This window comes from Rhizobium sp. NFR07, from assembly GCF_900111905.1.
Classification (GTDB): domain Bacteria; phylum Pseudomonadota; class Alphaproteobacteria; order Rhizobiales; family Rhizobiaceae; genus Neorhizobium.
Window position 1 is genome coordinate 76,570 of sequence record NZ_FOKM01000002.1, and the last position, 26,291, is coordinate 102,860.

At 63.0% G+C, this 26,291-nt stretch carries 23 protein-coding genes; 14 read left to right on the forward strand and 9 right to left on the reverse strand.

The features are described 5' to 3' along the window. Window positions 1–111: 111 nt before the first annotated feature. Window positions 112–3,756 carry a hydantoinase B/oxoprolinase family protein gene (locus BM216_RS03950; protein WP_210217021.1) on the reverse strand — a complete coding sequence of 1,215 codons (3,645 nt, stop codon included), beginning with the start codon at window positions 3,754–3,756 and terminating at the stop codon, window positions 112–114. A 199-nt stretch (window positions 3,757–3,955) separates the two neighbouring features. Here BM216_RS03950 and BM216_RS03955 point away from each other — a divergent pair, with 199 nt between their 5' ends. From BM216_RS03955 to BM216_RS03975, 5 genes are all read left to right on the forward strand, one after another. Next, on the forward strand, window positions 3,956–4,540 hold the full coding sequence (locus BM216_RS03955) for a TRAP transporter small permease (protein ID WP_092995357.1): 585 nt from the start codon (window positions 3,956–3,958) through the stop codon (window positions 4,538–4,540). 3 nt (window positions 4,541–4,543) lie between these two features. Beyond that, on the forward strand, window positions 4,544–5,857 hold the full coding sequence (locus BM216_RS03960) for a TRAP transporter large permease (RefSeq protein WP_092995360.1): 1,314 nt from the start codon (window positions 4,544–4,546) through the stop codon (window positions 5,855–5,857). Between the two features lie 20 nt (window positions 5,858–5,877). Next, entirely contained in the window at window positions 5,878–6,858 is a 981-nt protein-coding gene (locus tag BM216_RS03965) for a TRAP transporter substrate-binding protein (RefSeq protein ID WP_092995364.1), read from the forward strand. Window positions 6,859–6,911: 53 nt separating this feature from the next. Next, a complete protein-coding gene (locus tag BM216_RS03970) occupies window positions 6,912–7,448 on the forward strand; it encodes a winged helix DNA-binding protein (protein ID WP_092995368.1) in 537 nt (178 codons plus the stop codon). A gap of 80 nt (window positions 7,449–7,528) precedes the next feature. Beyond that, window positions 7,529–8,458 carry a glutaminase gene (locus tag BM216_RS03975; protein ID WP_092995372.1) on the forward strand — a complete coding sequence of 310 codons (930 nt, stop codon included), beginning with the start codon at window positions 7,529–7,531 and terminating at the stop codon, window positions 8,456–8,458. Between the two features lie 278 nt (window positions 8,459–8,736). Here BM216_RS03975 and BM216_RS03980 read toward each other — a convergent pair whose 3' ends face one another. The 4 genes from BM216_RS03980 to BM216_RS03995 form a co-directional block, all read right to left on the reverse strand. After that, window positions 8,737–10,254 (reverse strand): tripartite tricarboxylate transporter permease, encoded by a 1,518-nt coding sequence (locus tag BM216_RS03980; protein ID WP_092995375.1) that lies wholly within the window; start codon window positions 10,252–10,254, stop codon window positions 8,737–8,739. 21 nt (window positions 10,255–10,275) lie between these two features. Continuing rightward, window positions 10,276–10,767, reverse strand: a complete 492-nt coding sequence (locus tag BM216_RS03985) for a tripartite tricarboxylate transporter TctB family protein (protein ID WP_092995379.1) — start codon at window positions 10,765–10,767, stop codon at window positions 10,276–10,278. After that, window positions 10,764–11,708, reverse strand: a complete 945-nt coding sequence (locus tag BM216_RS03990; RefSeq protein ID WP_092995382.1) for a Bug family tripartite tricarboxylate transporter substrate binding protein — start codon at window positions 11,706–11,708, stop codon at window positions 10,764–10,766. The genes BM216_RS03985 and BM216_RS03990 overlap by 4 nt, the downstream gene beginning before the upstream one ends. Window positions 11,709–11,930: 222 nt before the next feature. Then, entirely contained in the window at window positions 11,931–13,001 is a 1,071-nt protein-coding gene (locus BM216_RS03995) for an ABC transporter substrate-binding protein (protein ID WP_092995385.1), read from the reverse strand. Between the two features lie 167 nt (window positions 13,002–13,168). Between BM216_RS03995 and BM216_RS04000 the strand changes: the two genes are divergently transcribed. From BM216_RS04000 to BM216_RS04010, 3 genes are all read left to right on the forward strand, one after another. Further along, window positions 13,169–13,675: a DUF1993 domain-containing protein gene (locus BM216_RS04000; protein ID WP_092995388.1), complete on the forward strand. Its 507-nt coding sequence runs from the start codon at window positions 13,169–13,171 to the stop codon at window positions 13,673–13,675. Window positions 13,676–13,747: 72 nt separating this feature from the next. Then, window positions 13,748–14,425 (forward strand): response regulator transcription factor, encoded by a 678-nt coding sequence (locus BM216_RS04005; protein ID WP_092995391.1) that lies wholly within the window; start codon window positions 13,748–13,750, stop codon window positions 14,423–14,425. Beyond that, window positions 14,422–15,807 carry a sensor histidine kinase gene (locus BM216_RS04010; protein WP_092995394.1) on the forward strand — a complete coding sequence of 462 codons (1,386 nt, stop codon included), beginning with the start codon at window positions 14,422–14,424 and terminating at the stop codon, window positions 15,805–15,807. The genes BM216_RS04005 and BM216_RS04010 overlap by 4 nt, the downstream gene beginning before the upstream one ends. Here BM216_RS04010 and nagA read toward each other — a convergent pair whose 3' ends face one another. The 4 genes from nagA to BM216_RS04030 are packed head-to-tail and all read right to left on the reverse strand — an operon-like array spanning window position 15,808 to window position 19,651. Further along, on the reverse strand, window positions 15,808–16,965 hold the full coding sequence (gene nagA, locus BM216_RS04015) for an N-acetylglucosamine-6-phosphate deacetylase (protein WP_092995397.1): 1,158 nt from the start codon (window positions 16,963–16,965) through the stop codon (window positions 15,808–15,810). It lies immediately after the preceding gene. Next, entirely contained in the window at window positions 16,962–17,984 is a 1,023-nt protein-coding gene (locus tag BM216_RS04020) for an SIS domain-containing protein (RefSeq protein WP_092995400.1), read from the reverse strand. The genes nagA and BM216_RS04020 overlap by 4 nt, the downstream gene beginning before the upstream one ends. An 18-nt stretch (window positions 17,985–18,002) precedes the next feature. After that, a complete protein-coding gene (locus BM216_RS04025; protein ID WP_092995403.1) occupies window positions 18,003–18,767 on the reverse strand; it encodes a GntR family transcriptional regulator in 765 nt (254 codons plus the stop codon). Continuing rightward, window positions 18,764–19,651, reverse strand: a complete 888-nt coding sequence (locus BM216_RS04030) for a glucosamine kinase nucleotide-binding domain-containing protein (RefSeq protein ID WP_092995406.1) — start codon at window positions 19,649–19,651, stop codon at window positions 18,764–18,766. The genes BM216_RS04025 and BM216_RS04030 overlap by 4 nt, the downstream gene beginning before the upstream one ends. 206 nt (window positions 19,652–19,857) lie before the next feature. Between BM216_RS04030 and BM216_RS04035 the strand changes: the two genes are divergently transcribed. From BM216_RS04035 to BM216_RS04060, 6 genes are all read left to right on the forward strand, one after another. Beyond that, the gene (locus BM216_RS04035) at window positions 19,858–20,781 is read left to right on the forward strand and encodes an N-acetylmuramic acid 6-phosphate etherase (RefSeq protein WP_092995409.1); all 924 of its coding nucleotides are present in this window, start codon (window positions 19,858–19,860) and stop codon (window positions 20,779–20,781) included. 18 nt (window positions 20,782–20,799) lie between these two features. Continuing rightward, entirely contained in the window at window positions 20,800–22,056 is a 1,257-nt protein-coding gene (locus BM216_RS04040) for an ABC transporter substrate-binding protein (RefSeq protein ID WP_092995412.1), read from the forward strand. Between the two features lie 282 nt (window positions 22,057–22,338). Next, the gene (locus tag BM216_RS04045) at window positions 22,339–23,286 is read left to right on the forward strand and encodes a carbohydrate ABC transporter permease (RefSeq protein ID WP_092995415.1); all 948 of its coding nucleotides are present in this window, start codon (window positions 22,339–22,341) and stop codon (window positions 23,284–23,286) included. A gap of 13 nt (window positions 23,287–23,299) precedes the next feature. Next, window positions 23,300–24,142 carry a carbohydrate ABC transporter permease gene (locus BM216_RS04050; protein ID WP_092995418.1) on the forward strand — a complete coding sequence of 281 codons (843 nt, stop codon included), beginning with the start codon at window positions 23,300–23,302 and terminating at the stop codon, window positions 24,140–24,142. Next, on the forward strand, window positions 24,139–25,200 hold the full coding sequence (locus tag BM216_RS04055) for a Gfo/Idh/MocA family protein (RefSeq protein WP_092995421.1): 1,062 nt from the start codon (window positions 24,139–24,141) through the stop codon (window positions 25,198–25,200). The genes BM216_RS04050 and BM216_RS04055 overlap by 4 nt, the downstream gene beginning before the upstream one ends. A gap of 33 nt (window positions 25,201–25,233) precedes the next feature. Next, window positions 25,234–26,235, forward strand: a complete 1,002-nt coding sequence (locus BM216_RS04060; RefSeq protein ID WP_092995424.1) for an ABC transporter ATP-binding protein — start codon at window positions 25,234–25,236, stop codon at window positions 26,233–26,235. Window positions 26,236–26,291 lie beyond the last annotated feature (56 nt).

Sequence of the window (26,291 nt, forward strand, 5' to 3'; positions counted from 1 at the left end):
GGTTGCGGCCTCGAACGAGAGAAGCCGGGACGTTAATCCCGGCTTTGAGTCGTCACAAGTGGCGCTTGCGGATTCCGATGCCGCAAAAGCGGCGTCGTTGAAAAGGTGGTGTCAGGCCTTGCCGTAACCGCCGGCCGTCGGGGTGACGACGGTCACCGCTTCGCCCGCCTCGATCAGCGTCTGCGCACAGCCGGCGAGTTCTTCCGTGCTGCCGTTGAGACGGCGCACGGTGGTGCGGCCGAGTTCGCCTTTTCCGCCGCCGTCGAGCCCGTGCGGGCGGATCGTCCGGTGCGAGGAGAGGATGGCACAATCCATCTTTTCGAGGAAGCGGATCGTTCGCTTCGTACCGTCGCCGGCCGAAAACGCGCCCTTGCCGCCGGAATCTTCGCGGATGTGGAAATCCTCCAGCAGCACCGGATAGCGGGTTTCCAGGATTTCCGGATCGGTGAGGCGCGAGTTCGTCATGTGGACATGCACCGCATCCGTGCCGGCAAAACCGGTACCGTCGTTGAATTGGCCGGCCGGCGAGCCGGAGCATAGCGTCTCGTAATACTGGTAGGTCGCGTTGCCGAAGGTGAGATTGTTCATCGTGCCCTGGCTTGCGGCAATCGCGCCGAGTGCGCCGAACAGGGCGTTGGTAACGTGCTGCGAGGTCTCGACATTGCCGGCAACGACCGCCGCCGGATATTGCGGCTTCAGCATCGAGCCTTCCGGCACGATGATCCTGATCGGCTTCAGGCAGCCGGCATTCATCGGAATCGAGCTTTCGACCATGACGCGGAAGACATAAAGCACGGCGGCGCGGGTGACCGGCTCGGGAGCGTTGAAATTATTCTTTTTCTGCTCGCTGGTGCCGGTGAAATCGACGGTTGCCTCGCGCTTGGACTTGTCGACGGTGATCTTGACCTTGATCGTGCTGCCCTGGTCGGTCGTATAGGCAAACTCTGCGTCGCCCAGCTTTTCCAGGACGCGGCGAACGCTTTCCTCCGCATTGTCCTGCACATGGCCCATATAGGCCTGCACGACATCGAGCCCGAACTGCGCGATCATCTTGCGCATCTCGTGCACGCCCTTTTCGTTGGCGGCGATCTGGGCGCGAAGATCGGCGACGTTCTGGGCGACGTTGCGGGCAGGGTAGGGATGGTCGGAGAGAAGGTGGGTGATGCCGGCCTCGTCGAACCTTCCGCGATCGACGAGCAGCACGTTGTCGAACAACACGCCTTCCTCGTCGACGGTGGTCGCGAGCGGCGTCATCGAGCCCGGCGCTGTGCCGCCGACATCCGCATGGTGGCCGCGCGAGGCGACGTAGAAGAGAATGCTCTTGCCTGCATCATCGAAGACCGGGGTGACGACCGTGATATCCGGCAGGTGGGTGCCGCCATTATAGGGGGCGTTGAGCGCAAAGACGTCGCCGGGGCGGATCTTTCCCTGGTTCTGGGCGATCACGCTTTCGACCGAGCGGTCCATCGAGCCGAGATGCACCGGCATATGCGGGGCATTGGCCACAAGCGCGCCGTTCTCGTCGAACACGGCGCAGGAGAAATCGAGCCGTTCCTTGATGTTGACCGAGGAGGCGGTGTTCTGCAGCGTCACGCCCATCTGCTCGGCGATCGACATGAACAGGTTGTTGAATACTTCGAGCAGAACCGGATCGGCCTGCGTGCCGACGGCATTGGCGCGGGAAAGCTCGGAGACGCGCTTCAGCACGACATGGTTCAGCCTGGTGATCTCGAAAGCCCAGCCGTCTTCGACGATGATCGTCTGGTGCGGTTCGACGATCAGGCAGGGGCCGTTGGCGCGGGCGCCCGGCGCGATCTCCGCGCGGCGATAGATCGGCGCTTCGCGCCATGCACCGCCGGAGAAGAATTTCGAACTCTCGGTGGATTTCGGCGCGGCGGCATCGAGCGCAAATTCGGGCTCCGAGGAATCCGCCCCACCGCCGATCGCCTCGACCTCATAGGCTTCGAAAATGATCTCGCGGTTTTCGAAGATGAAGCCGAACTGCTTTTTGTGCGCCGTCTCGAAGGCGCCGGTCATCTCGGCGGCATCGGTCACGGTTACGGATAAAGTCGTATCCGTGCCCTGATAGCGTAGATGGGCCCGGTGCAACACCTCGGTATCCGCTTTGGCGACGCCCTGGCTCGCCATCTCGTCGAGCACGCTTGCCGTCAGCTCGTCTCGCACGGGGCCGAGTGAGGCTAGGGCGGTTTTCAGCCCTTCCGACACCGTGCGCTGGCGGGTGGCGCGGATGTCGGCGAGCCCCATGCCATAGGCGGAGAGAATGCCGGAAAAGGGGTGGATCAGCACCGTCGAGATACCGAGCGCATCGGCGGTGAGGCAGGCATGCTGGCCGCCGGCCCCACCGAAGCAGGTCAGCGCATAATGGGTGACGTCATAGCCGCGCTGGACGCTGATCTTCTTCACCGCATTGGCCATGTTCTCCACCGCGATGGCGAGAAAACCGTCTGCCACCTGTTCCGGCGTGCGGCCGTCGCCGACCACTTTCGCCATCTCCTCGAAGGCCGCGCGCACGGCATCCGCATCGAGCGGCTGGTCGCGGTTCGGACCAAAGATCTTCGGGAAGAGATCGGGTGACAGCTTGCCGAGCATGACATTGGCATCGGTGACCGTCAGAGGCCCGCCGCGGCGATAGGCCTTGGGGCCGGGATTGGCGCCGGCGGAATCGGGGCCGACGCGAAAACGGCCGTTTTCGAAATGCAGGATAGAGCCGCCGCCGGCGGCGACCGTGTGGATCGACATCATCGGCGCGCGCATGCGCACGCCGGCCACTTCCGTCTCGAAGGAGCGTTCCAGCTCGCCGTCATAGTGGGAAACGTCGGTGGAGGTGCCGCCCATGTCGAAGCCGACCATCCGGTCGAAACCGGCCAGTCGCGAGGTTTCCACCGCACCGACCACGCCGCCGGCCGGGCCGGACAGGATCGCGTCCTTGCCCTGGAACAGCCGGGCCGCCGTAAGCCCGCCCGAGGACTGCATGAACATCAGCTGCGGGCCGTCATCGCCGGCATCGTTCGCGTCGGCACCGAGTTCGCCCGCCACCTGCTCGACATAGCGGCGCAGGATCGGCGACAGATAGGCGTCGACGACGGTGGTGTCGCCGCGGCCGACCAGCTTGATCAGCGGTGAAACCTCGTGGCTGACGGAAATTTGAGTGAAGCCGATCTCGCGGGCGATTTCGGCAACCAGCTTTTCGTGAGCCGGGTAACGATAGGCATGCATGAAGACGATGGCGATGGCGCGGATGCCGGCGTCGAACTCGGCCTGTAGATCCGCGCGGACCGTCGTTTCATTCGGTACCGCTTCGACCTCGCCATCGGCGCGGACGCGCTCGTCCACGTCGACCACGGCGCTGTAAAGCAGTTCCGGCTTGATGATCTTCTTGGCAAAAATGTCGGCGCGGGCCTGATAGCCGATCGCCAGCGCGTCACGGAAGCCGCGGGTGGTGACGAGCAGCGTCTTCTCACCTTTGCGCTCCAGAAGCGCATTGGTGGCGACTGTCGTGCCCATCTTCACCGCACCGATCAGGCCGGAAGGGATGGATTCGCCCACTGCAACGCCCAAAAGCTCGCGGATGCCCTGCACGGCGGCGTCGCTATAGGCTTCCGGGTTCTCGGAAAGGACCTTGTGGGCAACCAGCGTGCCATCCGGCTTTCGGCCGACGATATCGGTGAACGTGCCGCCGCGATCGATCCAGAAATCCCACTTGCCGCCAATCGCCCCGGTTGCATTTCCCGCCATGTCAGTCCCCTCGGAAAGCTCGATATCGCCCAACGAAAACAGTTCGTCGATAAAACGTCAATGATTGATTGACAGGAAAATGCCTATTGCTGCATCATGCCTTCATAACGGGCAAAGTGGCCGACAGAGCCTCGTCCGCAACGGCAACCGAGGGGAAGCCACATGAGCGATTTCCGCATTTTCGAGCGGAGGGCAACCCATGTCCGCCGCTGATCCACGCCACAGCATTTTTCCCGACTGGCTCCGCAAGGGGCTCGACGGGTTGTATCTCATCTCCGGCTGGCTGGCCGGGGGCTTCCTCATCGCGATCTTCGTCATCATGCTGGCGCTGTCGGCCGGCAGGCCGCTCGGTATCGACGTTCCGGCCGGCGATGATTTCGCGTCCTGGTGCATGGCGGCTTCGGCCTTTCTGGGCTTGGCCCACACCTTCCGCTCCGGCGAGATGATCCGTGTCGGCCTGCTGATCGAGCGCTTCACCGGGCGCACCCGTCAGAGCTTCGAGGTCGTCGCTCTGTTCATTGGCACGGTCGCAGCGGTCTATTTCGCCTGGTACGCCTTCGACATGAACCGCACGTCCTGGCAGTTCAACGATCTGGCCCAGGGCGTCGTCGCCATGCCGCTATGGATCCCGCAGATCGGCTTTTCCGGCGGCCTCATCATTCTGGCTGTCGCCATGGTCGACGAGCTCGTCCATGTGATCTTCGGCGGCATGCCGCGTTACGAGAAGCCGGCGCCGGAAACGGCGGAAGAGGTGATCGAACGCGCCATCCAGAGCGGGGCCTGATCCATGGGAACGATCGAACTCGTCGAAATCTCGGGCATCATTCTCGTTGCTCTTCTCGCATTGCTTGCCGCCGGCGTCTGGATCGGCATTTCGCTGCTGATCTGCGGCTTCATCGCCATGCTGTTCATGCCGGGCATCCCGATCGGCGCCGTGCTCGCCACCAATTCCTGGAGCAACGGCGCCTCATGGTCGCTCGCGGCCCTGCCGCTCTTCGTCTGGATGGGCGAGATCCTGTTCAGGACCAAACTGTCGGAAGAGATGTTCCGCGGCTTGGCGCCCTGGCTCGGCTGGCTTCCGGGCCGGCTGATGCATGTCAACGTTCTGGGCTGCGGCCTGTTCGGTTCGATCTCCGGCTCGTCGGCGGCCACGACGGCGATGATCGCCAAGATCGCCCTGCCGGAACTGAAGAAGCGCGGTTATGACGAAATGGTCAGCCTCGGTTCGCTCGCCGGTGCCGGCACGCTCGGCATCCTCATCCCGCCGTCGATCACCATGGTCGTTTATGCGGTGGCGGCCAACGTCTCGATCATCCAGATCTTCCTCGCCGGCTTCCTGCCGAGCCTGATCGTGATGGTTCTCTATTGCGGCTATATCGCCGTCTGGTCGCTCCTGAACCCCGACAAGACCCCGCCGGCGCCGCCGAAGATGAGCTTCAAGGAAAAGCTGAAGGAATCGGCCAACCTCATCCCGGTGACGCTACTGATCATCCTCGTCTTCGCGACGCTGCTGCTCGGCTGGGCGACGGCGACGGAATGCGCCGCCTGGGGCGTGCTCGGCTCGCTCGGCATTGCCGCCTGGTCGCGCTCGCTCACCTGGAAGTCCTTCTGGGACAGCGTCATGGGCGCAACGCGGCTCACCTGCATGATCATGCTGATCCTGACCGGCGCCGGCTTCATGTCGATCGCCATGGGCTATACCGGCATCCCGAACGCGCTCGCCGCCTGGGTCGACAGCTTCAACCTCAGCCCCTTCGCGCTGATCGCAGTCCTCACCGTCATGTATATCCTGCTCGGCGCCGCCCTCGACGGCCTGTCGATGATCGTGTTGACGACCGTCGTCGTGCTGCCGATGATCCAGCAGGCGGGTTTCGACCTCGTCTGGTTCGGCATCTTCCTCGTGCTGATCGTCGAGATGGCCGAGGTCTCGCCGCCGGTCGGCTTCAACCTCTTCGTGCTGCAGACGATGAGCGGACGCGACAGCCTGACGGTGGCGAAAGCGTCTCTGCCTTTCTTCTTCCTGCTTGTGGCGACAGTCGCCATCATCACGGTCTTCCCGGATATCGTGATGGTACTGCCGAGAATGGCGTTTCCGGGATAACAAAGAGGGAACTGAAACCAATGAACTTAAACGCGAAAATTGCCCGTCTCGGCCTCGCCGCGGCAACGCTCCTGGCAACGACGGCTCCGTCCTTTGCCGCCAACTGGGTCCTGCCGTCCGCCTATCCGCCGGCGAATTACCACGTCGAAAACCTCAACCAGTTCGCCAAGGACGTCGATGCGGCGACCAAGGGCGAGCTGAAGATCACGGTTCACCCCAACGCATCGCTGTTCAAGGCGCCCGACATCAAGCGCGCGGTGCAGACCGGCCAGGCGCAGGCCGGCGAAGTGCTCTTGTCGCTGCACGAGAACGAGAACCCGATCTTCGGCCTCGATGTCGTTCCCTTCCTCGCCACCAGCTTCGACCAGTCGAAAAAGCTCTGGGAAGCCTCCAAGCCCGCCATCGAGCAGGCTCTCGACAAACAGGGCCTGAAGCTCCTCTATACGACCCCGTGGCCGCCGCAGGGCATTTTCACCAAGAAGGACGTGAACAGCGTCGCCGACCTGAAGGGCCTCAAGTGGCGCGCCTATAACGTCGGCACGTCGCGCATCGCCGAACTGGTCGGCGCCCAGCCGGTCACCGTCCAGGCGGCCGAGCTGCCGCAGGCGCTCGCAACCGGCGTCGTCGACGGCCTGATGACGTCGTCGGCAACCGGAGTCGATTCCAAGATCTGGGAATCGCTCACCCACTATTACGACACCCAGGCCTGGATCCCGAAGAACGTCATCTTCGTCAACAAGGCGGCCTTCGAGGCGCTTGACGAAGCCACGCAGAAGGCCGTGACCGACGCCGCAGCCGCAGCCGAAACCCGCGGCTGGGCACTCGGTGCCGAAAAGACCGCCGCCTACATGGAGACGCTGAAGAAGAACGGCATGCAGGTTCTGGAGCCGAGTGCCGAGCTGAAGAGCGGCCTGTCAGAAGTCGGCGCCAAGCTGACCGAAGACTGGTCCAAGAAGGCTGGTGCCGAAGGCCAGGCCATTCTCGACGCCTACAAGAAGTGATCGAATGGCGCCGCGGGACCATGCCGCGGCGCGTCTCTTTTACGGGAGGGAGCATGTCACAAGAGAAAGAAGCGCCGGCGAAAGACAGTCTCGGCCCGATCGTGTCGTCTGAACATCTGGCCAGCGGCGCACTGCCGGCGCTCTCCGAGATTGAATTCGGCCTCGTCATGCTCAACCATGCCTTCAGCCGCTGGATGGTCCGATGCATGGCCGCGGCCGGCGTGCCGGACCTATCACCGGTGGACATCCTCGTGCTGCACAACATCAACAGCCGTAACAAGCCGAAGACATTGGCCGACATCGCCCTCGTGCTCAACATCGAGGATACCCATGTCGTGACCTATGCTCTGAAGAAGCTGGAGCGGTTGAAGCTGATCAAGTCCGGCCGCCGCGGCAAGGAAAAGCTGGTCATGGTGACGGAAGCCGGTGCCGACGCCTGCGCCCGCTACAAGTCGACGCGCGAAAGCCTTCTGGTGAGGTCGGTGCTCTCTACCGAAGTGTCGACCGACAGCCTCTCGCAGGTGGCGGCAAGGCTCAGAGCACTGTCCGGCCACTACGACCAGGCTGCGCGCGCCGCGGCATCGCTCTAGGCGGGGCTTCACGGATCGGCATCGCCGCGATAGAGCGTTATGGCTAAATGCCTCACACGAAGAATGCGCCCGGAGATACGATGACAGACCTGCAGGCAATCGTCGACGAGATCCACGGCAAGCTGCAGAGCCGATTGGGTGAAGGCAAGGTCGCGGATTACATCCCTCAGCTCGCCCATGTCGATCCGAAGCGCTTCGGCATGGCGGTCGTGACTGTCGACGGGCAGGTGCACAAGGCCGGCGACTGCGACGAGCCCTTTTCCATCCAGAGCATTTCCAAGGTCTTCACCCTGACGCTGGCGCTCGGCAAGCATGGCGAGACGACCTGGAATCGCGTCGGGAAGGAACCGTCCGGCTCGGCCTTCAACTCCATCGTCCAGCTGGAACACGAGGAAGGCAAGCCGCGCAATCCCTTCATCAATGCCGGGGCGATTGCCGTCAGCGATCTGGTGCTCGCCGGTCATACGCCGGCCGAGGCGATCGGTGAGATCGTCCGCTTCGTCCGCTATCTCGCCGAGGACGAGACGATCGCGATCGATCCCGCCGTGGCAAAATCGGAAGAGGCGACGGGATACCGCAACTTCGCGCTCGCCAATTTCATGCGCTCCTTCGGCAAGCTCTCTCATCCGGTCGAACATGTACTCGGCGTCTATTTCCACCATTGCGCCATTGCGATGACCTGCAGCCAGCTTGCGCGGTCGGGTCTCTTCCTGGCGGCGAACGGCCGCAATCCAATGACCGGTCATACGGTAGTCTCCAGCCAGCGGGCACGGCGCATTAACGCGCTGATGCTGACCTGCGGCCATTATGACGGCTCGGGGGACTTTGCCTACCGCGTCGGCCTGCCGGGCAAGAGCGGCGTCGGCGGCGGCATCCTTGCCGTGGCGCCGGGCAAGGCATCGATCGCCGTCTGGTCGCCCGGCCTCAATCACAACGGCAATTCGCTGATCGGCTCCCTGGCGCTGGAAATGTTCGCCGACATGACGGGATGGTCGGTGTTCGGGCATTGAATGGATGGCGTGCGCTGCTCTCTTTGGGGAAACAGAACTGAAGACCCCTCCCAACCCTCCCCACAAGGGGGAGGGCTTAACCCAGCCGCCCCGCCGAGTTGCAATTGGAGGTGAGAAGCTGCGGCAAATCCTCTCCCCCCTTGTGGGGGAGATGGCCGGCAGGCCAGAGGGGGTATTTCCTGGTACGACAGCCTTACCCAATGATGAAAGCTCTTAAAGCAAAAAAGCCCGGCCTCCATATGGAGAGCCGGGCTTTTCCGTCTTGGGAGGACGGGTTCTTAGTCTTCGCTGGCCGCCATCTGCGTCAGCACGTCACCGCGGCCGCGCAGGCGAAGCACGAGCGGCAGGATCAGCGCGATTGCTGCGACGAGCAGCAGGCCTGCTGCGATCGGCGAGGTGAACAGCACCGTCACGTCGCCCTGGCTGATCGACAGCGCGCGGCGCAGCTGCTGTTCCGCCAGTGGACCAAGGATCAGGCCGACGATCACAGGCGCGATCGGATAGTCGAACACGCGCATGACATAGGCGATCAGGCCGAACAGCAGCAGCATGCCGAGTTCGAAGACCGACGGGTTGGCGCCGATCGTGCCGAGCGTCGCAAACACCAGGATGCCGGCATAGAGCCACGGCTTCGGGATGGCGAGCAGCTTCACCCAGAGGCCGACGAGCGGCAGGTTGAGCACCAGCAGCATCAGGTTGGCGATCAGCAGCGAGGCGATGAGGCCCCAGACGAGCTGCGGATTGGTCGCAAACAGAAGCGGACCGGGCTGCAGGCCGTATTGCTGGAAGCCGGCGAGCATGATCGCGGCGGTGGCAGAGGTCGGCAGGCCGAGCGTCAGCAGCGGCACAAGCGTGCCGGCAGCGGACGCGTTGTTGGCGGCTTCCGGTCCGGCGACGCCTTCGATCGCACCATTGCCGAACTCTTCCGGATGCTTCGTCAGCTTCTTCTCCGTCGCATAGGACAGGAAGGTGCCGATTTCCGCACCGCCGGCCGGCATGGCGCCGATCGGGAAGCCGATCACGGTGCCGCGCAGCCAAGCCTTCCACGAGCGTCCCCAGTCCTGCGCCGTCATCCAGACCGAGCCCTTTATGGCTTCGATCCGATCGGGCGCCTGGGCGCCCTGGGCGGCGATGAACAGGGTTTCGCCGATCGCGAACATGGCAACGGCCATGGTCGTCACCTCGATGCCGTCGAGCAGGTCCGGAACGCCGAAGGAGAGGCGGTTCTGGCCGGTCAGCTGGTCGATGCCGACGAGCGACAGCGATAGGCCGATGAACAGCGAGGTGAGACCGCGCAGCGTCGAATTGCCGAAAGCGGACGAGACGGTGACGAAGGCGAGCACCATCAGCGCGAAATATTCGCGCGGGCCGAACACCAGCGCCAGCTTGACGATATAGGGCGCGATGAAGGCGAGCGCGAGCGTCGCGATCAGGCCGGCGACGAACGAGCCGATCGCGGCCGTCGCAAGTGCGGGACCGCCGCGGCCGGCGCGGGCCATCTTGTTGCCCTCGAGCGCGGTGACGATCGAGGCGCTTTCGCCGGGCGTGTTGAGAAGGATCGACGTCGTCGAGCCGCCATACATGCCGCCGTAATAGATGCCGGCGAACATGATTAGCGAGCCGGTGGCGTCGAGCTGGTAGGTGACCGGCAGCAGCAGCGCGACGGTAGTCGCCGGACCGATGCCGGGCAGGACGCCGACCATGGTGCCGAGCGTGACGCCAATCAGCGCGTAAAGCAGGTTCATCGGCTCTGCGGCCGAAACCAGGCCCTGGAGGAGAAATTCGAATGTGCTCATGGTGTTACTCCCCTGTTCCCGTCAAAGGAACAGGTTTTCAATCGGGCCGGCGGGAAGCGAGAGCTGCAAGACGATCGCAAAGAGCCACCAGATGGCAAAACAGATGACGATTCCAACCGGGATGCTGAACCACAGCTTGCGGGCGCCGAAGCCCCGGGCCGCGAGAGCGAACATAAGGCCGGTTGCAATGGAGAAGCCGGCGTAGCGGATCAGGATCATCTGGGCGAGAAGACCGGCGACGACCCAGAGAACCGGGCTGACTTCCTGGCGCTCGCGTGCGGGAAAATCCCGGCGGAAGGCGGCGAACACGGTCCAGATGGCAAGGCCGATGAGGCCGAAGGCGATCCAGTAGGGCACCGAAGCCGGTCCGACCGGCGAGTAGCCGGTGACGCTCGTCAGGCGGGAAACGTCGACGAAGATGACGCCGGCAACGGCGACGAGAACGACAGCAATGACAAGCGCCGCCCAATCGGGGCGGCGCTCATTGCTGGCTTTGTTGGTATCAAGGCTCATTTAACCAGTCCGATTTCTTTCAGGATCGTCTCGGTGGAGGCGATGTCCTTGGCGAGCTGTTCGTCGAAGGCAGCACCCGAGAGATAGGTGTCCATCCAGCCCTTGGTCTTCAGGTTTTCCTGCCAGCCTTCGGACTTGGCGAGCTTTTCGATATCGGCGGCGATAGCCTGCTTCTGCTCGTCGGTGATGCCGGGGGCGGCTGCAACCATGCGCCAGTTCTGGAGAACGACGTCGAGGCCGGATTCCTTCAGGGTCGGGGCGTCGATGCCTTCGACCTTTTCCGCCGACGAGATCGCCAGGATGCGCAGCGAGCCGGCCTTGATCTGGCTTTCGAACTCACCGTAGGACGAAATGCCTGCGGTCACCTGGCTGCCCAGGATGGCGGCCAGTGCTTCGCCGCCGCCGGAGAAGGCGATGTAGTTGATCTTGGTCGGGTCGACGCCGGCTGCCTTGGCGATGAGGCCAGCGCCGATATGGTCGGTGCCGCCGGCCGAGCCGCCGCCCCAGGAAACCGAACCCGGATCAGCCTTGAGCTTGGCGACGAGATCGCCGATCGACTGGATGTCCGACGAGGAGGGAACGACGACGACTTCGTATTCGCCGGTGAGGCGCGCGATCGGGGTGACGTCCTTGAGGGTAACGGGCGACTTGTTGGTGAGGATCGCGCCGACCATGACGTAACCGCCGACGAGGAGCGCGTTCGCATTGCCCTTCTGCTGGCTGGCGAACTGGGCGATGCCGATCGTGCCGCCGGCGCCCGGTACGTTCATCACCTGCACGCGGTTGGAGATCTTCTCCTTCTGCATGACGGTCTGCATCGTGCGTGCGGTCTGGTCCCAGCCGCCGCCCGGTGCTGCCGGGGCGATGATCGAATAGTCGGCCGCAGCCGCCGGAAGGGCGATTGCACCCGCGAGGAAGGAAGCGAGCAGGAAATGTTTCAAGGGTATATCCTCCGTTGACGTCCTTTGGACAAAGTGTTGTGCGCAACGAAAGGATTTATGGCAGGCGCACTACGCCCGCAGACCTCCTCCCGTTTCAGTCGAACCCGCCTCCGAACGGGTCTCGAATGGTTCTAAGCCAGCATATCAAGCTGACATCTACCTGACATTTCCCCTGCTCTTGCTGTTTGGCAAGGGTGTTTGCCACGAAATCGCCCGAATTCCTTACTGATGGCGCAGTTCGTCATTCCACTTCGAGATCAGCCGTGCCCGCTTGACCTGGTCCAGATAGACCATCAGGCCGAGACTGACCGGCACGGGCTTCAATTGCCCGCCGAGCATTTCGCGCATCGTCGTCGCCGTATTGTTGCCGGCGACTTCCGGGCTTACGGCCGGGATCTGCAATTCGCGCGCCATGATCGTCTGGCCCTCCTTCGACATGAAGAATTCGAGATAGCGCTTGCCGAGTTCGGCATTGCCGGCCGCCTGCGGCACCAGCCCGATGCGCGACATGACGACCGTATAATCCTTAGGCAGCACGATGCCGACATTCGGGCTGCGCGAGGCCCAATCGGCGGCATAGGAGCCGACGATATTGTAGCCCAGCAGGAAGCGGCCGTCCGCGACCCGTTCGAGAATGGCGCCGCTCGTCGAATAGAGTTTGACGCCGGCAGCCCCCATCGCCCTGACCACCGACCAGATGTCGCCGAACTGTTCCTGGTCGCGCGACATGAACAGGAAGCCGACGCCGGAGCGCTCGATATCATAGGTACCGATCCGGCCATGCACTTCCTCGGCATGGCTCTGCAGGAACTCGATGAATTCCGCCCGGGTCGAAGGCGGCGGCGCGTTCTTGAAGCTCGGCTTATGATAGACGAAGACCGCGGGCTCGAATGTCAGCGCGTAGACGGTGTTGCGCCAGTTCGCCCATTCCGGCCAGCGCTCGCTCATCGGCAGGTCGCTGCGCTGGGCGTAGCCATCATTGGCGAGCTTCACCTGCAGGTCCATGGCCGAGGAGAAGGCAAAGTCGGCGGTCTTCTGTCCCGCATCCGTCTCGCGCACGATCCGGTCGTAGATCTCGCCGGTCAGCATGTCCTCGTAGGATACGGCGACATCCGGATTGGCCGCCTGGAAGCCCACGATCATGGGTTTCGCCAGCGGCTCGTCGAGCGACGAATAGACGGTCAGAACGGGGGCGTCCTTGTTGCCGGAGAGAGCCGGAAACATCAGCACTTCCGCCGCGGCCGGGCCAGGCAGGGCGATAAGACAGAGACAGAGGATATGAAGAAGGCGCATCATGGTTGCCAAGAATGCCCGAGCCGAAGGCCTGCGGCAAGCTGCCGCACTCCGTTGCCGTTCGGGCACAGGTCCGGGCGCTGATCTCGCCCGTCTTGTTTGCCGGTTTTTCCTGCTTACGTGAGAGCGGCTTTCCCGCTGCCATCAGCCAATGAGGTCAGATCCCCATGTCGCTTTCGCTCTACGACGTTTCCGTACCCGCTTTCCTGCGCGGCTTTGCCAATCTTACCGATATCCTGAAAAAGGGCGAAGCTTTCGCCGACGAAAAAGGTCTCGCGCACAAGGAGCTTCTCGAAGCCCGCCTGTTCGAGGATATGCTGCCGCTGACGGGGCAGATCCAGCGGGCGAGCGATGCTGCGAAATTCGTCCCCGTGCGCGTCGCCCAGGTGGAAAACGTGCCGATGGCCGACGAAGAGGTGACGTTCGCCGATCTCCATGCCCGCATCGACAAGACCTTCGCCTTTCTGAAATCCGTCGATCCGGTCAGCATGGAAGGCCGGGAGGACGCCGAAGTGACGGTGAAGACCCGCTCGGGCGAAACCCACTTTACCGCGACCGGCTATGTGCTGGGCTTCGCGATTCCCAACTTCTATTTCCACGTCTCGACGGCCTATGCGATCCTGCGCCACAAGGGTGTACCGATCGGCAAGATGGATTATCTCGGCAAGCCGTGACGATCGAGAAGGCGCGATCGTGACATCTGCGCCTCGCAACGATAATAATCCCCGCCAAAGCGGGGATTATTCGTGCGCATACTTCTGGTCGAGGACAATCAGGCTCTGGCCGAGGGCCTGTCCGCCATTCTGAAAGGAAGCGGCTATGTCGTCGATCTCGTCGGCGACGGCGCCTCCGCCGAGGCCGCGACCGCCGCGCAAGGCTATGACCTCGTCATCCTCGACCTCAACCTGCCGGAAATGGATGGGCTTGATGTACTCAGGGCGATGCGGGCGAGGCAGAACCGCTCGGCGGTGATGATCCTGACTGCGCGCGGCCTGCCCGAGGAGCGCGTGCGCGGCCTCGATCTTGGCGCTGACGACTACATGACAAAACCCTTCGACGTACCTGAATTCGAGGCGCGCATCCGCGTGCTTCTCCGCCGCCAGGCAGGCATGCGCAGCTCCGTCGTCAGCCATGGCGGCGTCACCTTCGATCTCACCTCGCGCAGCTTTTCCTGTAACGGCACGCCGCTCGATATTCCGGCGCGCGAGGTGGCGCTGCTGGAACTGCTGTTCCTGCGCATGGGCAAGGTCGTGTCCAAGGACGCAATCGTCGCCTCCCTGACGGGCTTTGACGACGATCTCTCGGCCAATGCGATCGAGCAATATGTGAGCCGGCTCAGAAAGCGGCTTGTGCCCCATGGCCTGACGGTGAAGACGGCGCGGGGCATAGGCTATTATCTCGAAGCCGTGGGCACGGCGTCATGACGTCAGCGCTCCGAGGCGCCTATTCCCTGCGCCGCCGCCTGCTGGCATGGCTGCTCGTCTCCACCGCCGTCATCGGCGCCATCGCCATGGTCGATACCTGGGACGAGGCAATCGATACCGCCAACGAAGTCTCCGATCGGGTGCTTGCCGGCTCTGCGCTGGCGATTGCCGAGCGCGTTATCGTCTCGGAAGACGGTTCGCTCGAGGTCGATATTCCCTATGTCGCGCTGGAAATGCTGACATCGGCGGCCCAGGACAGGGTCTTCTACCGGGTCGATGGGCCGCCCGGCACCTTCATCACCGGCTATCAGTCGCTGCCCTCCATTGCCCGGCGCGAGGGGCAGGCGGCAGCCTTCGGTGATTCCAGTTTTCGCGGCGAACCGATCCGTGTCGCGGCGCTGACGAGATCCGCCTCGACCGGCATCAATTCCGTACCCTTCACCGTCACGGTGGCTGAAACGACGATTGCCCGCCAGCAACTGACCCAAGCCATCCTCTTGCGCTCGGCGCTTCGCATTCTCTTCATGATCCTCGGCGCCGCCGTCATCGTCTGGGTGGCGGTGACGCTGTCTCTGCGCTCGCTTTACCGGTTCAGCGAGGCGCTTGCCGAGCGCAGTCCGGATGATCTCGCGCCGATCACCGAGCGCGTACCGAACGAGGTCCAGGGACTGGTCGATACCGTCAACTCCTTCATGGTGCGCCTTGAGGGCGCGCTCGACGCTCTGCGCCATTTCACCGGCAATGCCGGCCACCAGCTGCGTACGCCGCTTGCCATCGTCCGTACCCATCTGGCGCTCGCCAGTCGGGCGACGGATCTCGCCGAGATACGAAAGGCGACGGAAAGGGCCGACGAGGCGGTCGGCGGCGCCGAACACATTCTCGCGCAATTGCTGCTGATGGCCCGCATTGATTCCGCCAGTCGATCCTCGACCATGCGGGAGGTTGATCTGGTCGATCTCGTCTGCGGCGTCACTGCCGACCATGTGCCCCCGGCGGCCGAGGCCGGTATCGATCTCGGCTTCGAGGGGGAAGGCGAGGTGCGCGCCGTGGTCGAGCCGATCCTGATCGGCGAACTGGTGAAGAACCTCGTCTCCAACGCGCTTCTCTATGCCGGAAGCGGCGCCGAGGTGACGGTGCGTGTAAACGCGGAGGACGGCAGCGCGGTCGTGGAGGTCGAGGACAATGGCCCCGGCATTCCCGCCGCGCGTCGCGAGACGGTGCTCAAGCGCTTCGAGCGAGGTGAGCCCGGCGAACGCGCCGGCACGGGGCTCGGCCTGCCGATCGTCGAGGAGATCGCAAGGCTGCATGGCGCGAACCTCGTTCTCTCCGAGGGACGCGAGGGCGTGGGGCTGAAGGTCCGAGTCAGTTTTGCTGCAGTTTAATCAACCGCGGTAAACGCATTGCCCACCAATCCAGGTGCTCTGCGCCTCGGCATTCCCGTTCAGCACGACGAAATCGGCATCGAAGCCCGGCTGGATTGAGCCTTTGCGGTCCGAAACCTGCGCCGCTTCCGCCGGATAGAGCGAAGCCATCCGCAGCGCTTCCTCAAGCGGTAGGCCGAGGGTCTGGTGAACCAGCCGTACCGACGAGGCCATGTCGATATCGGCGCCGGCCAGTGTGCCGTCCGCCAGCGTCAGCTTGCCGTCACGGCGCAGGATCTCGCGACCGTTCAGCGTGAAGGATGTCATGTCGGTGCCTATAGGCGACATCGCGTCGGTGACCAGGAATATCCGGCCTGGGCCGTTCTTGCCGCGCAAAGCCGCCGCCATTGCTGCCGGGTGCACATGGATGCCGTCGGCGATCAGCCCGGCATGGAGCCCGCCGATATCGAGCGCGGCCCCGACAAGGCCCGGTTCGCGATGCCCGAGCGGGCTCATCGCATTGAAGAGATGGGTCACGGTGCTGACGCCGGCCTGGGCATAGAGGCAGGCGATCTCGTAGCTCGCCTCCGTGTGGCCGAGGCTGACCGTGATGCCCGCCCTTGCAAGCGTCGCCACCTGTTCCGGCGAGACGCTTTCCGGCGCAATCGTCACCATCAGCGCGTCGAGTGCGGCGCCACAGGAAAGAATCAGGTCGAGGTCGGCATCCTCCATCGGCCGGATCAGCTTCGGATCATGCGCTCCCTTGCGGGCGATCGACAGATGCGGGCCTTCCAGATGCAGGCCGAGAAAGCCCGCAACGCCCCGGCTCTTCGCCTCGATCCCTGCCGCGACCGTGCGCGACGTAATTTCGAACGTATCGGTGATCAGCGTCGGCAGCAGCGCCGTCGTACCGAACTTGGCATGGGCAGCGCAGATCGTCGCGATACCCTCCACTGTCGGCTCCTCGTTCAGGAGCACGCCACCGCCGCCATTGACCTGCAGGTCGATGAAGCCTGGCGCGATGATCTCGCCGCCTTCGATCTTTTCGATCCCGGAAGGCAAGGCGTCGATCGGGCGGATGGCCGTGACCTTGCCGCCTTCGAACACGACGGCCGAATTGTCGTGCCATGTCGTGCCGTCGAATATGCGTGTGCCGAGAAGGGCCTTTGGGTCTGTCATCGGGTTTCGGTCACCTTCTTGAGGGCTGCCGGCTGGTCCGGATTGAACCCTTTCGACCGTGACCAGGATTCGACGAAACCGTAGAACGGCACGATCAGCGCCAGTGCATCGGTGAGCGGATGGCCGGTTGCGACGAAGGGTAGCGAACGTGCGGTCTTGAGCCTGTCGGATGTGGCGAAGGCGAGCGCGCCCTTGCCCGAAAGACTGTCGGCAATCTCTATTGCGGAAGCCTCTGCTGCGTCTCGGGCGGCGAAGGTCAGCACCGGAAAACGTTTTTCCACCAGCGCAACAGGCCCATGCAGCACCTCGGCCGCCGAATAGGCTTCCGCATGCATGTTCGAGGTTTCCTTGAATTTCAGCGCCGCCTCGCTGGCGATCGCCAGCGCCGGACCGCGGCCGAGCATGTAGAGTGATTCTGCATCGCCCAGTTCCCCGGCGAAGGCGCTCCAGTCCAGTTCTACGGCTTTTCCCAGATGACCGGGCAAGGAGCGGACGGCTTTCTTCAACGCTTCGTCGCCGGTCCATTCGGAGAGCAAAGCGAGGCCTGCAACGATGGAATTGACGAAGGATTTCGTTGCCGCAACCGCAAGCTCCGGCCCGGCGCTGATATCGACTGCATGCAGCGAGGCTTCAGCGATCGGTGAGGGCAGCGTGTTGGTAAGCGCGATCGTCACCGCGCCGCCTCTGGTCGCGGCATCCGCCATGGCGACGATGTCGGGGCTCTTGCCCGATTGCGAGATGGCGATGGCCGCGCCGCCGGCAAGCTGCAGCTTGGCGCCGTAGATGGAGGCGAGCGACGGGCCGAGCGATGCAACAGGCCGCCCGGCCGTCAGTTCGACGGCATATTTGATGAAGGTCGCGGCGTGGTCGGATGAGCCGCGGGCGATGGTCACGAGAAACGCCGGGTCCCTGTCGCGCAGCGCCTGTCCGGCTTTCGCGAGATCCGTAGCCGACCGGTCGAGCAGGCGCGCGGCGGCTTCCGGTATCTCGTTGATTTCCTGGCGCATATGGGTCTGCATCGTGCCGTCCTCGAATTGTCAGTTTTCGCCGAGCGAGAGCTCGGCCACGAAATCATAGGCATCGCCGCGATAGAGAGAGCGGGTAAGTTCCACCACGCGGCCGGAGGCAAGATAGGAGACGCGCTCGATCGAAAGCCCAGCCGCCTCGACCGGCACTTCCAGAAGCCCGGCATCGATCTTCTTCATGTTGGTGGCGGAAATCCGCTGGATCGCGCGCACCGGCCGGGCGTCTTTCTTCTCCAGCTCCGCATAGAGCGATTCCTTCAGCGACGCCGGGTCGGGCAGGAACTCGGCCGAAATGCTGGCCCGCTCGATGGCCAGCGGCATGTCGTTGCCGAAGCGCAGGCGTCCGATCCTGGCCACCATCGTGCCGGGTGCCAGGCCCAGCATCATCATTTCTTCCGGCGAGGGATGGAACAGCCCGCGCTCCAGCCATTCGGAGCGGGAGACGAGGCCACGCCGTGCCATGTCCTCGGTAAACGAGGTGAGCTTGGTCAGCGGCTGCTCGACGCGCGACAGCGGCTTGACGACGAAGGTGCCGGAGCCGTGGCGGCGGGTGAGAAGCCCATCCTTCACCAGATCGTCCACGGCCTTGCGCACGGTGACGCGGCTGACATTGGCGTAGTCGGCGAGATCGCGCTCGGCGGGCAGTGCATCGCCATGGACAAGCTTGCCGGTGCGGATGGCGTCTTCCAGGCTTTGGCGCAGTTTCAGGTAAAGCGGTCCGGAGCCCGCGGTCTGCAGGCCGTCAAGGGGCAGGATGGCGGTCAGCGTCTCGCTCATGCGCGCACCTTCGCCTTCCCGCCATAGGCTTTGGCCGCAAGCTCGACCGCGCCGGTCAGGGCGTCGGCGCGCGGTTCGGAAAGCCGCGTCCGGTGACGTTCGGCGAGATAGGGCGGATAAAGCGGCGCCAGCCCGCCGAGCAGGCACAATCTGCCCTTGCCACCGGTGACAACATGCACGGCATCCAGCGCCTCATCAACGCCGCCGGCACCGAAACGCAGGATGCGCAGGGCCGTCTCGTCGTCCCGGCCGGCGAATTCGAAGACTTTCGGCGTATAGCGGCCGAACTCGCCGGGCTTTGCCAGCCGGGCGAAATCGACGATCAATTCGGGATTGCCGTCGAACTCGGCGAGGATCGCTTCGCAGAACGGCGTCATCGGCCGGATGTTGTCGAAGGCAAGCAAAGTTTCCTGGAGCGCCAGCTGGCCGACCCGCGCGCCGCTGCCGAGGTCGCTCACCTGGAAGCCCCAGCCGGCTATGGACTTGAACTGGCCCTGGCTGCGGATGATGTAGACCGTGCCGGTGCCGACGATGCCGATCGCCCCGTCCTCGTCGCCGATCGCACCCTGCAGGGCGATCACGCCGTCGGAGACGATCTCGGCCGTCTTGAATGGCAGGCGCGCCCTGACATAGCCGACCGCATCACCGACATTGTTGCCGGCAAGGCCGAGGATGGCGGATGCGGCGGAAAGGTCCGGCTTCAATCCAGCCTCGTCAAAGGCCAACTCGGCCGCTTCGGCGATATGCTTGAGGGCGATATCGGGGTCGGTGAGGATATTCGATGCGCCGCTCTTGCCGCGGCCGAGCACCCTGCCGCTTTCGTCGGCCAGCGCCGCACGGCAGCTTGTCCCGCCGCCATCAATACCGATAACATAACCCGTCATGGATACCTCCGCCGAAAATGATACCAAAAAAATACCATTTACCAAGCGGGAATTCTTTGTGACGTGAAAATTCACTCTAAATGCCTGTTTTATACGGTTTTTGTAAGCGAATGACGGAAGCCATAAGCTCGGCGGGTAACAATTCTTAATTTGTCGCTGGACAATTGGTATTTTTTTGGCATCATTTTGCATAGAGGGAGAAACGGATGAGCCAAAAAGCCACCGAAGCCAAGCATGGGAAAGCGGAAGGGCTCGATACGCGAGCACCGGCTGATATTCTTGCGCTCCTGGCATCGGGCCAGCAGGATGCGGCCAAGGCTGTTGATGCGGCCATTCCGGCACTCTCCGATGCTGCTGAACTCGTGGCTATGGCTTTGCGCAAGGGCGGCAAGCTCGTTTATGCCGCTGCCGGCAGCTCCGGCCTGATGGCCATGGCCGATGCGCTCGAACTTCCCGGTACCTATGGCATTGCCCGCGAACAGATCGCGCTCCTGCTTGCCGGCGGCATCTCCAATCTCGCCGACATGCAGGGTACGCCGGAAGACGACGTGGTTCTGGCGGCGAAAGATGCCGAAGTCATTGCGGAAGCCGACTGCGTTCTCGCGGTTTCCGCCAGCGGATCCACCCCTTACGTCCTGAAGATCGCAGAAATCGCCCGAGGCCGTGGCGCGAAAATCGTGGCGATCGCCAACAATCCCGGCGCGCGCCTGTTCGACGCCGCCGATGTCTCGGTGCTCCTGCAGACGCCGCCGGAAGTGGTGGCCGGCTCGACCCGCATGGGCGCCGGCACGGCCCAGAAGCTTGCCTTCAACATGCTTTCGACGCTCGCAGCCATCAAGCTCGGCCACGTGCATGACGGCCACATGGTCAATCTGCGCGCCGACAATGACAAGCTGCGCACCCGTGCCGCCGGGATGGTGGCGGAGATCGCCGGCATCGCCTTGGATGATGCCGCCGATTGGCTGAAGATTGCCGACGGATCGGTGAAGATCGCCGTCCTGCTGGCGGCAGGCGCCTCCGACGTCGATACAGCAAGAGAAATTCTTATTCGTTCCGACCAGATGTTGAGGAAAGCACTGGCGGAACTGAAGATGACGGAAACGACCGTGAAACGCGCCGCAAAGCGCTAACCAATGAGGGAGAACATCATGACCCGTCTACTGCATGGCATGCTTTTCGCCACGACCGTGCTCGCGTCCGCGGGTGCAGCGTCTGCGGCGGACGTCACGCTCAATATCGAGAGCTGGCGCAACGACGACCTCGCCATCTGGCAGGAAAAACTGATCCCGGCCTTCGAGGCGAAGAACCCGGGCATCAAGCTCACCTTCTCGCCGACGGCGCCGACCGAATACAATGCTTCGCTCAACGCCAAGCTCGATGCGGGTTCCGCCGGTGACATCATCACCTGCCGTCCGTTCGACGCCTCGCTCGAACTGTTCAACAAGAAGCAGCTTGTCGATCTGACAGGCCTGTCCGGCATGGACAATTTCTCGCCCGTCGCCAAGGCCGCATGGTCGACCGACGACGGCAAGTCGACCTTCTGCGTGCCGATGGCATCCGTCATCCACGGCTTCATCTACAACAAGGATGCCTTCGAGCAGCTGAAGATCGAAGTACCGAAGACGACCGAGGAATTCTACGCCGCGCTGGACAAGATCAAGGCCGACGGCAACTACATCCCGCTCGCCATGGGCACCAAGGATCTCTGGGAAGCCGCCACCATGGGCTACCAGAATATCGGCCCGAACTACTGGAAGGGCGAGGAAGGCCGCAAGGCGCTGATCGAAGGCAAGCAGAAGCTGACCGACGCGGACTGGGTCAAGCCCTATGAAGAGCTGGCCAAGTGGAAGCCCTATCTCGGCGACGGTTTCGAAGCCCAGACCTATGCCGACAGCCAGAACCTCTTCACGCTCGGTCGCGCCGCGATCTTCCCGGCCGGCTCCTGGGAAATCGGCCTGTTCAACACCCAGGCGCAGTTCAAGATGGGCGCCTTCCCGCCGCCGGTGCCGAAGGCAGGCGACACGGGCTACATTTCCGACCATCCGGACATCGGCGTCGGCCTCAACGCCAAGAGCAAGCATCCGGAAGAAGCCAAGAAGTTCCTGACCTGGGTCGCCTCGCCGGAATTTGCCGAAATCTACGCCAACGCGCTGCCGGGCTTCTTCAGCCTGAATTCGTCGCCGGTGAAGATGGCCGATCCGCTGGCCCAGGAATTCGTCTCCTGGCGCGAGACGTTCAAGCCGACCGTCCGCTCGACCTACCAGATCCTGTCGCGCGGCACGCCGAATCTCGAAAACGAGACCTGGGTCGAATCGGCCAACGTCATCAACGGCACGGACACCCCGGCCGTTGCTGCCGAAAAGCTGCAGAAGGGCCTCGACAGCTGGTACAAGCCGGGCAAGTAAGCCTCCTTTTAAAGGCTGTCCCCGACCTTAGCCCTCTCTCCGCTTGCGGGGAGAGGGGACGTGGCTCACGTTACGCCGGCGACCGAGGCAAGGCTCACAGCATACCTTTGCTGATCACAGGCTTGAGAGTTCAAGTCAGGCAGGGAATTTGCCGCGAGTCTCCTTCGCCCCGCATGCGGGGAGAAGGTACCCGGCAGGGCGGATGAGCGGCAATTCTTGCCAACCATCAGCCAAGACCCATCAGTGCTGCCGAGACAGCCGAGAACAAGACGACTGGAACCAATGAACGAAGCCGATACCCCCCTCGAAGCGGCCCCGATCAGGCGACCATTCCGCTGGCATATCGTCGTCTTCCTGGCGCCGGCCTTCCTCGTTTATACGGCGATCATGATCCTGCCGCTGATCGAGACGTTGCGGCTTTCTTTCTACAACAATGTCGATGGCGCTCCGGCCTTTGTCGGCCTGGCCAATTACCAGGTCCTGTTCGGTGATGCCCGCTGGGCGCGCGACTTCTGGAATGCGCTGACCAACAACCTGATCTTCTTCGTCATCCATATGTGCGTGCAGAACCCGATCGGCATTGCGCTCGCCGCGCTCCTTTCGATCCCGAAACTGCGCTTTGCGGCCTTCTACCGTACGGCGATCTTCCTGCCGACGTTGCTCTCCTTCGTCATCGTCGGCTTCATCTGGAAGCTGATCCTGTCGCCGATCTGGGGTGTCGCGCCCTGGCTGTTGAGCCTTGCCGGCGCCAAGTGGATGTTCGCTCCCTGGCTCGGCCAGTCCGGCCCGGCCCTGATCGCGGTTTCGCTGATCTCCGTCTGGCAATATGTCGGCATCCCGATGATGCTGATTTATGCAGCGCTCCTTTCCATCCCCGACGAGGTGATCGAGGCGGCCGAATGCGACGGCGTGACCGGCTGGAGCCAGTTCTGGAAGATCAAGCTGCCGCTCATCCTGCCGGCGATCGGCATCATCTCGATCCTCACCTTCGTCGGCAATTTCAACGCCTTCGACCTCGTCTACACGGTGCAGGGCGCACTTGCCGGTCCCGACATGTCGACCGACATCCTCGGCACGCTGCTCTACCGCACCTTCTTCGGTTTCCAGCTGCAGCTCGGCGACCGGTCCATGGGGGCCACGATCGCGGCAGTGATGTTCCTCATCATCCTTGCCGGCGTGTCCTTCTATCTCTTCGCCATCCAGCGGCGCATGCGTCGCTACCAGTTCTAAGGGAGAGCCTGATATGTCCAACAAGGCGCGCTCCTCCCCGATCCGCTCGAGCCTCGTGCATCTGGCACTGATCGCCTACACGCTGATCGCATTGTTTCCGGTATTCCTGACGATCATCAACTCGTTCAAGGACCGCAACGCGATCTTCCGCAATCCGATGCAGATACCGACGCCGACGAGCTTCAGCCTGATCGGCTACCAAACCGTGCTCGGCCAGGCGGATTTCACCGGCTATTTCCAGAACAGCCTGATCGTGACGGTCGTCTCGATCGCGCTCGTGCTGCTTTTCGGCGCGATGGCTGCCTTCGCGCTTTCGGAATATCGGTTCCGCGGCAATGCGCTGGTCGGCCTCTACATGGCGATCGGCATCATGATCCCGATCCGGCTCGGCACGGTAGCGATCCTGCAGGGCATGGTCGCATCCGGCCTGGTCAACACGCTGACGGCGCTGATCCTCGTCTATACCGCACAGGGCATACCGCTCGCGATCTTCATCCTGTCGGAGTTCATGCGCTCGGTCTCCGATGATCTGAAGAATGCCGGCCGCATCGACGGTCTGTCCGAATACGCGATCTTCTTCCGTCTCGTCCTGCCGCTTGTGCGGCCCGCCATGGCGACGGTTGCGGTCTTCACCATGATCCCGATCTGGAACGATCTCTGGTTCCCGCTCATCCTTGCGCCGTCCGAAGCGACCAAGACGGTGACATTGGGTAGCCAGATCTTCATCGGCCAGTTCGTCACCAACTGGAACGCGGTGCTGGCGGCCCTGTCGCTCGCCATCCTGCCGATCCTCGTCCTTTACGTCATCTTCTCGCGGCAGCTGATCCGCGGCATCACGTCTGGAGCAGTCAAGTGAGTGGAGAAAAACCGATCCGCGTCCTCGTCGCAGGCCTCGGCAACATGGGCCGCAGCCATGCGCTCGCCTATCACAATGATCCGGGCTACGAGATCGTCGGGCTGGTCAACCGCTCGGTGCCGAAGCTTGATCCGGCGCTGTCGGGCTACGAGATCCATCCGGATTTTATCGAGGCGCTCGACGAGCTGAAGCCGGACCTCTGTGCCATCTGCACCTATTCCGACAGTCATGCAGACTACGCCGTTGCCGCCTTTGAGGCCGGCTGCCACGTCTTCGTCGAAAAGCCGCTGGCGACAACCGTCTCGGACGCCGAACGGGTCGTGGCAGCCGCCAAGGCTGCGGGGAAAAAACTGGTGATCGGCTATATCCTGCGCCACCATCCGTCCTGGATCCGGCTGATCGCCGAAGCCCGCAAGCTTGGCCCGCCCTTCGTCTTCCGCATGAACCTCAACCAGCAGTCCTCCGGCCCGACCTGGGACGTGCACAAGGCGCTGATGAACACGACGCCGCCGATCGTCGATTGCGGCGTGCATTATGTCGACGTCATGTGCCAGATCACCGATGCCAAGCCGGTCGAAGTGCGCGGCATGGGCCTGCGCCTCTCCGACGAGATCGCGCCGGACATGTACAATTACGGCCACCTTCAGGTGATCTTCGACGACAAGTCGGTCGGCTGGTACGAGGCCGGCTGGGGGCCGATGATTTCGGAAACCGCCTTCTTCGTGAAGGACGTCATGTCGCCCAAGGGGTCGGTCTCGATCGTCATGGATCCGAATGCCAAGTCCGATGACATCGACACCCATACGAAAACCTCGGTGATCCGCCTGCACAGCGCCGAGACCGGGCCGGACGGAAAATTCATCCGCCCCGACGAAGACATGAAGATGGCCGGCGAGCCGGGTCACCAGGAACTCTGCGACCTGGAACAGGCCTATATGCTGAAGGCGATCCGCGAGGACATCGATCTTGCGCGCCATATGGACGATGCGGTGCAATCTCTGCGTATCTGCCTGGCCGCCGACGAAAGCGCCCGCACGGGCAAACCGGTCTATCTCTAGGGCCGGCCACGAAATTTACTAAGGAAGACGCTCTTGGGTTCGCTGCAACTGTCATCCATCCGAAAAGCCTTCGGCGATCATGAAGTGCTGAAGGGCATCGATCTAGACGTCAAGGAAGGCGAATTCGTCATCTTCGTCGGCCCTTCCGGCTGCGGCAAGTCCACGCTTCTGCGGGTCATCGCCGGTCTCGAGGATGCGACCTCCGGCTCGATCAGGATCGACGGTAAGGAAGTGGCGACCGTTCCGCCCGCCAAGCGCGGCATCGCCATGGTCTTCCAGTCCTACGCGCTCTATCCGCACCTGACCGTGAAGGACAATATGGGTCTCGGCCTCAAGCAGGCCGGCACGCCGAAGTCCGAGATTGAAGACCGCGTCTCCAAGGCATCGGCCATGCTGTCGCTCGAACCCTATCTCGCCCGCCGGCCTGCGGAGCTTTCCGGCGGCCAGCGTCAGCGCGTGGCGATCGGCCGGGCCATCGTTCGCGAACCTAGCCTGTTTCTCTTCGATGAGCCGCTGTCGAACCTCGACGCGGCGCTACGTGTGCAGACGCGGCTCGAGATCGCCCGCCTGCACAAGCGCCTGAAGGCAACGATGATCTACGTCACCCATGACCAGGTCGAGGCGATGACGCTGGCCGACAAGATCGTCGTCCTGAGTGCCGGTGCGATCGAGCAGGTCGGTTCTCCGATGGAGCTCTATAACAGGCCGGCCAACATCTTCGTTGCCGGCTTCATCGGCTCGCCCCAGATGAATTTCATTCCGGCCGATCAGCTTGGCGAAACGGGCTGCAAGACGATCGGCATCCGGCCCGAGCATATATCTCTGTCGCGCGAGAGCGGTGACTGGAAGGGCAAGGTCGTGCATGCCGAACATCTCGGTGCCGACACGATCCTCTATCTCGAGACGGAAACGGCCGGCCTCGTCACGGTGCGCCTCTTCGGCGAACATCGCTACGATGCCGATGACGTTGTCTTCGCCACGCCGGACAAGACCCGCATCCACCGCTTCGACGCAAACGACCAGGCGATCCGCTAGAGCTTTGCCTTCAAAGTCGGGCGCGGCATCCCGACTCTGATCGCCGCTGCATTCCG

What these genes read in the sequence shown, in the direction of transcription:
- BM216_RS03950 (WP_210217021.1), bottom strand. Translation starts at nt 3,756, where the DNA reads ATGGCGGGAAATGCAACCGGGGCGATTGGCGGCAAGTGGGATTTCTGG.
- BM216_RS03955 (WP_092995357.1), top strand. Translation starts at nt 3,956, where the DNA reads ATGTCCGCCGCTGATCCACGCCACAGCATTTTTCCCGACTGGCTCCGC.
- BM216_RS03960 (WP_092995360.1), top strand. Translation starts at nt 4,544, where the DNA reads ATGGGAACGATCGAACTCGTCGAAATCTCGGGCATCATTCTCGTTGCT.
- BM216_RS03965 (WP_092995364.1), top strand. Translation starts at nt 5,878, where the DNA reads ATGAACTTAAACGCGAAAATTGCCCGTCTCGGCCTCGCCGCGGCAACG.
- BM216_RS03970 (WP_092995368.1), top strand. Translation starts at nt 6,912, where the DNA reads ATGTCACAAGAGAAAGAAGCGCCGGCGAAAGACAGTCTCGGCCCGATC.
- BM216_RS03975 (WP_092995372.1), top strand. Translation starts at nt 7,529, where the DNA reads ATGACAGACCTGCAGGCAATCGTCGACGAGATCCACGGCAAGCTGCAG.
- BM216_RS03980 (WP_092995375.1), bottom strand. Translation starts at nt 10,254, where the DNA reads ATGAGCACATTCGAATTTCTCCTCCAGGGCCTGGTTTCGGCCGCAGAG.
- BM216_RS03985 (WP_092995379.1), bottom strand. Translation starts at nt 10,767, where the DNA reads ATGAGCCTTGATACCAACAAAGCCAGCAATGAGCGCCGCCCCGATTGG.
- BM216_RS03995 (WP_092995385.1), bottom strand. Translation starts at nt 13,001, where the DNA reads ATGCGCCTTCTTCATATCCTCTGTCTCTGTCTTATCGCCCTGCCTGGC.
- BM216_RS04000 (WP_092995388.1), top strand. Translation starts at nt 13,169, where the DNA reads ATGTCGCTTTCGCTCTACGACGTTTCCGTACCCGCTTTCCTGCGCGGC.
- BM216_RS04010 (WP_092995394.1), top strand. Translation starts at nt 14,422, where the DNA reads ATGACGTCAGCGCTCCGAGGCGCCTATTCCCTGCGCCGCCGCCTGCTG.
- nagA (WP_092995397.1), bottom strand. Translation starts at nt 16,965, where the DNA reads ATGACAGACCCAAAGGCCCTTCTCGGCACACGCATATTCGACGGCACG.
- BM216_RS04020 (WP_092995400.1), bottom strand. Translation starts at nt 17,984, where the DNA reads ATGCAGACCCATATGCGCCAGGAAATCAACGAGATACCGGAAGCCGCC.
- BM216_RS04025 (WP_092995403.1), bottom strand. Translation starts at nt 18,767, where the DNA reads ATGAGCGAGACGCTGACCGCCATCCTGCCCCTTGACGGCCTGCAGACC.
- BM216_RS04030 (WP_092995406.1), bottom strand. Translation starts at nt 19,651, where the DNA reads ATGACGGGTTATGTTATCGGTATTGATGGCGGCGGGACAAGCTGCCGT.
- BM216_RS04035 (WP_092995409.1), top strand. Translation starts at nt 19,858, where the DNA reads ATGAGCCAAAAAGCCACCGAAGCCAAGCATGGGAAAGCGGAAGGGCTC.
- BM216_RS04040 (WP_092995412.1), top strand. Translation starts at nt 20,800, where the DNA reads ATGACCCGTCTACTGCATGGCATGCTTTTCGCCACGACCGTGCTCGCG.
- BM216_RS04045 (WP_092995415.1), top strand. Translation starts at nt 22,339, where the DNA reads ATGAACGAAGCCGATACCCCCCTCGAAGCGGCCCCGATCAGGCGACCA.
- BM216_RS04050 (WP_092995418.1), top strand. Translation starts at nt 23,300, where the DNA reads ATGTCCAACAAGGCGCGCTCCTCCCCGATCCGCTCGAGCCTCGTGCAT.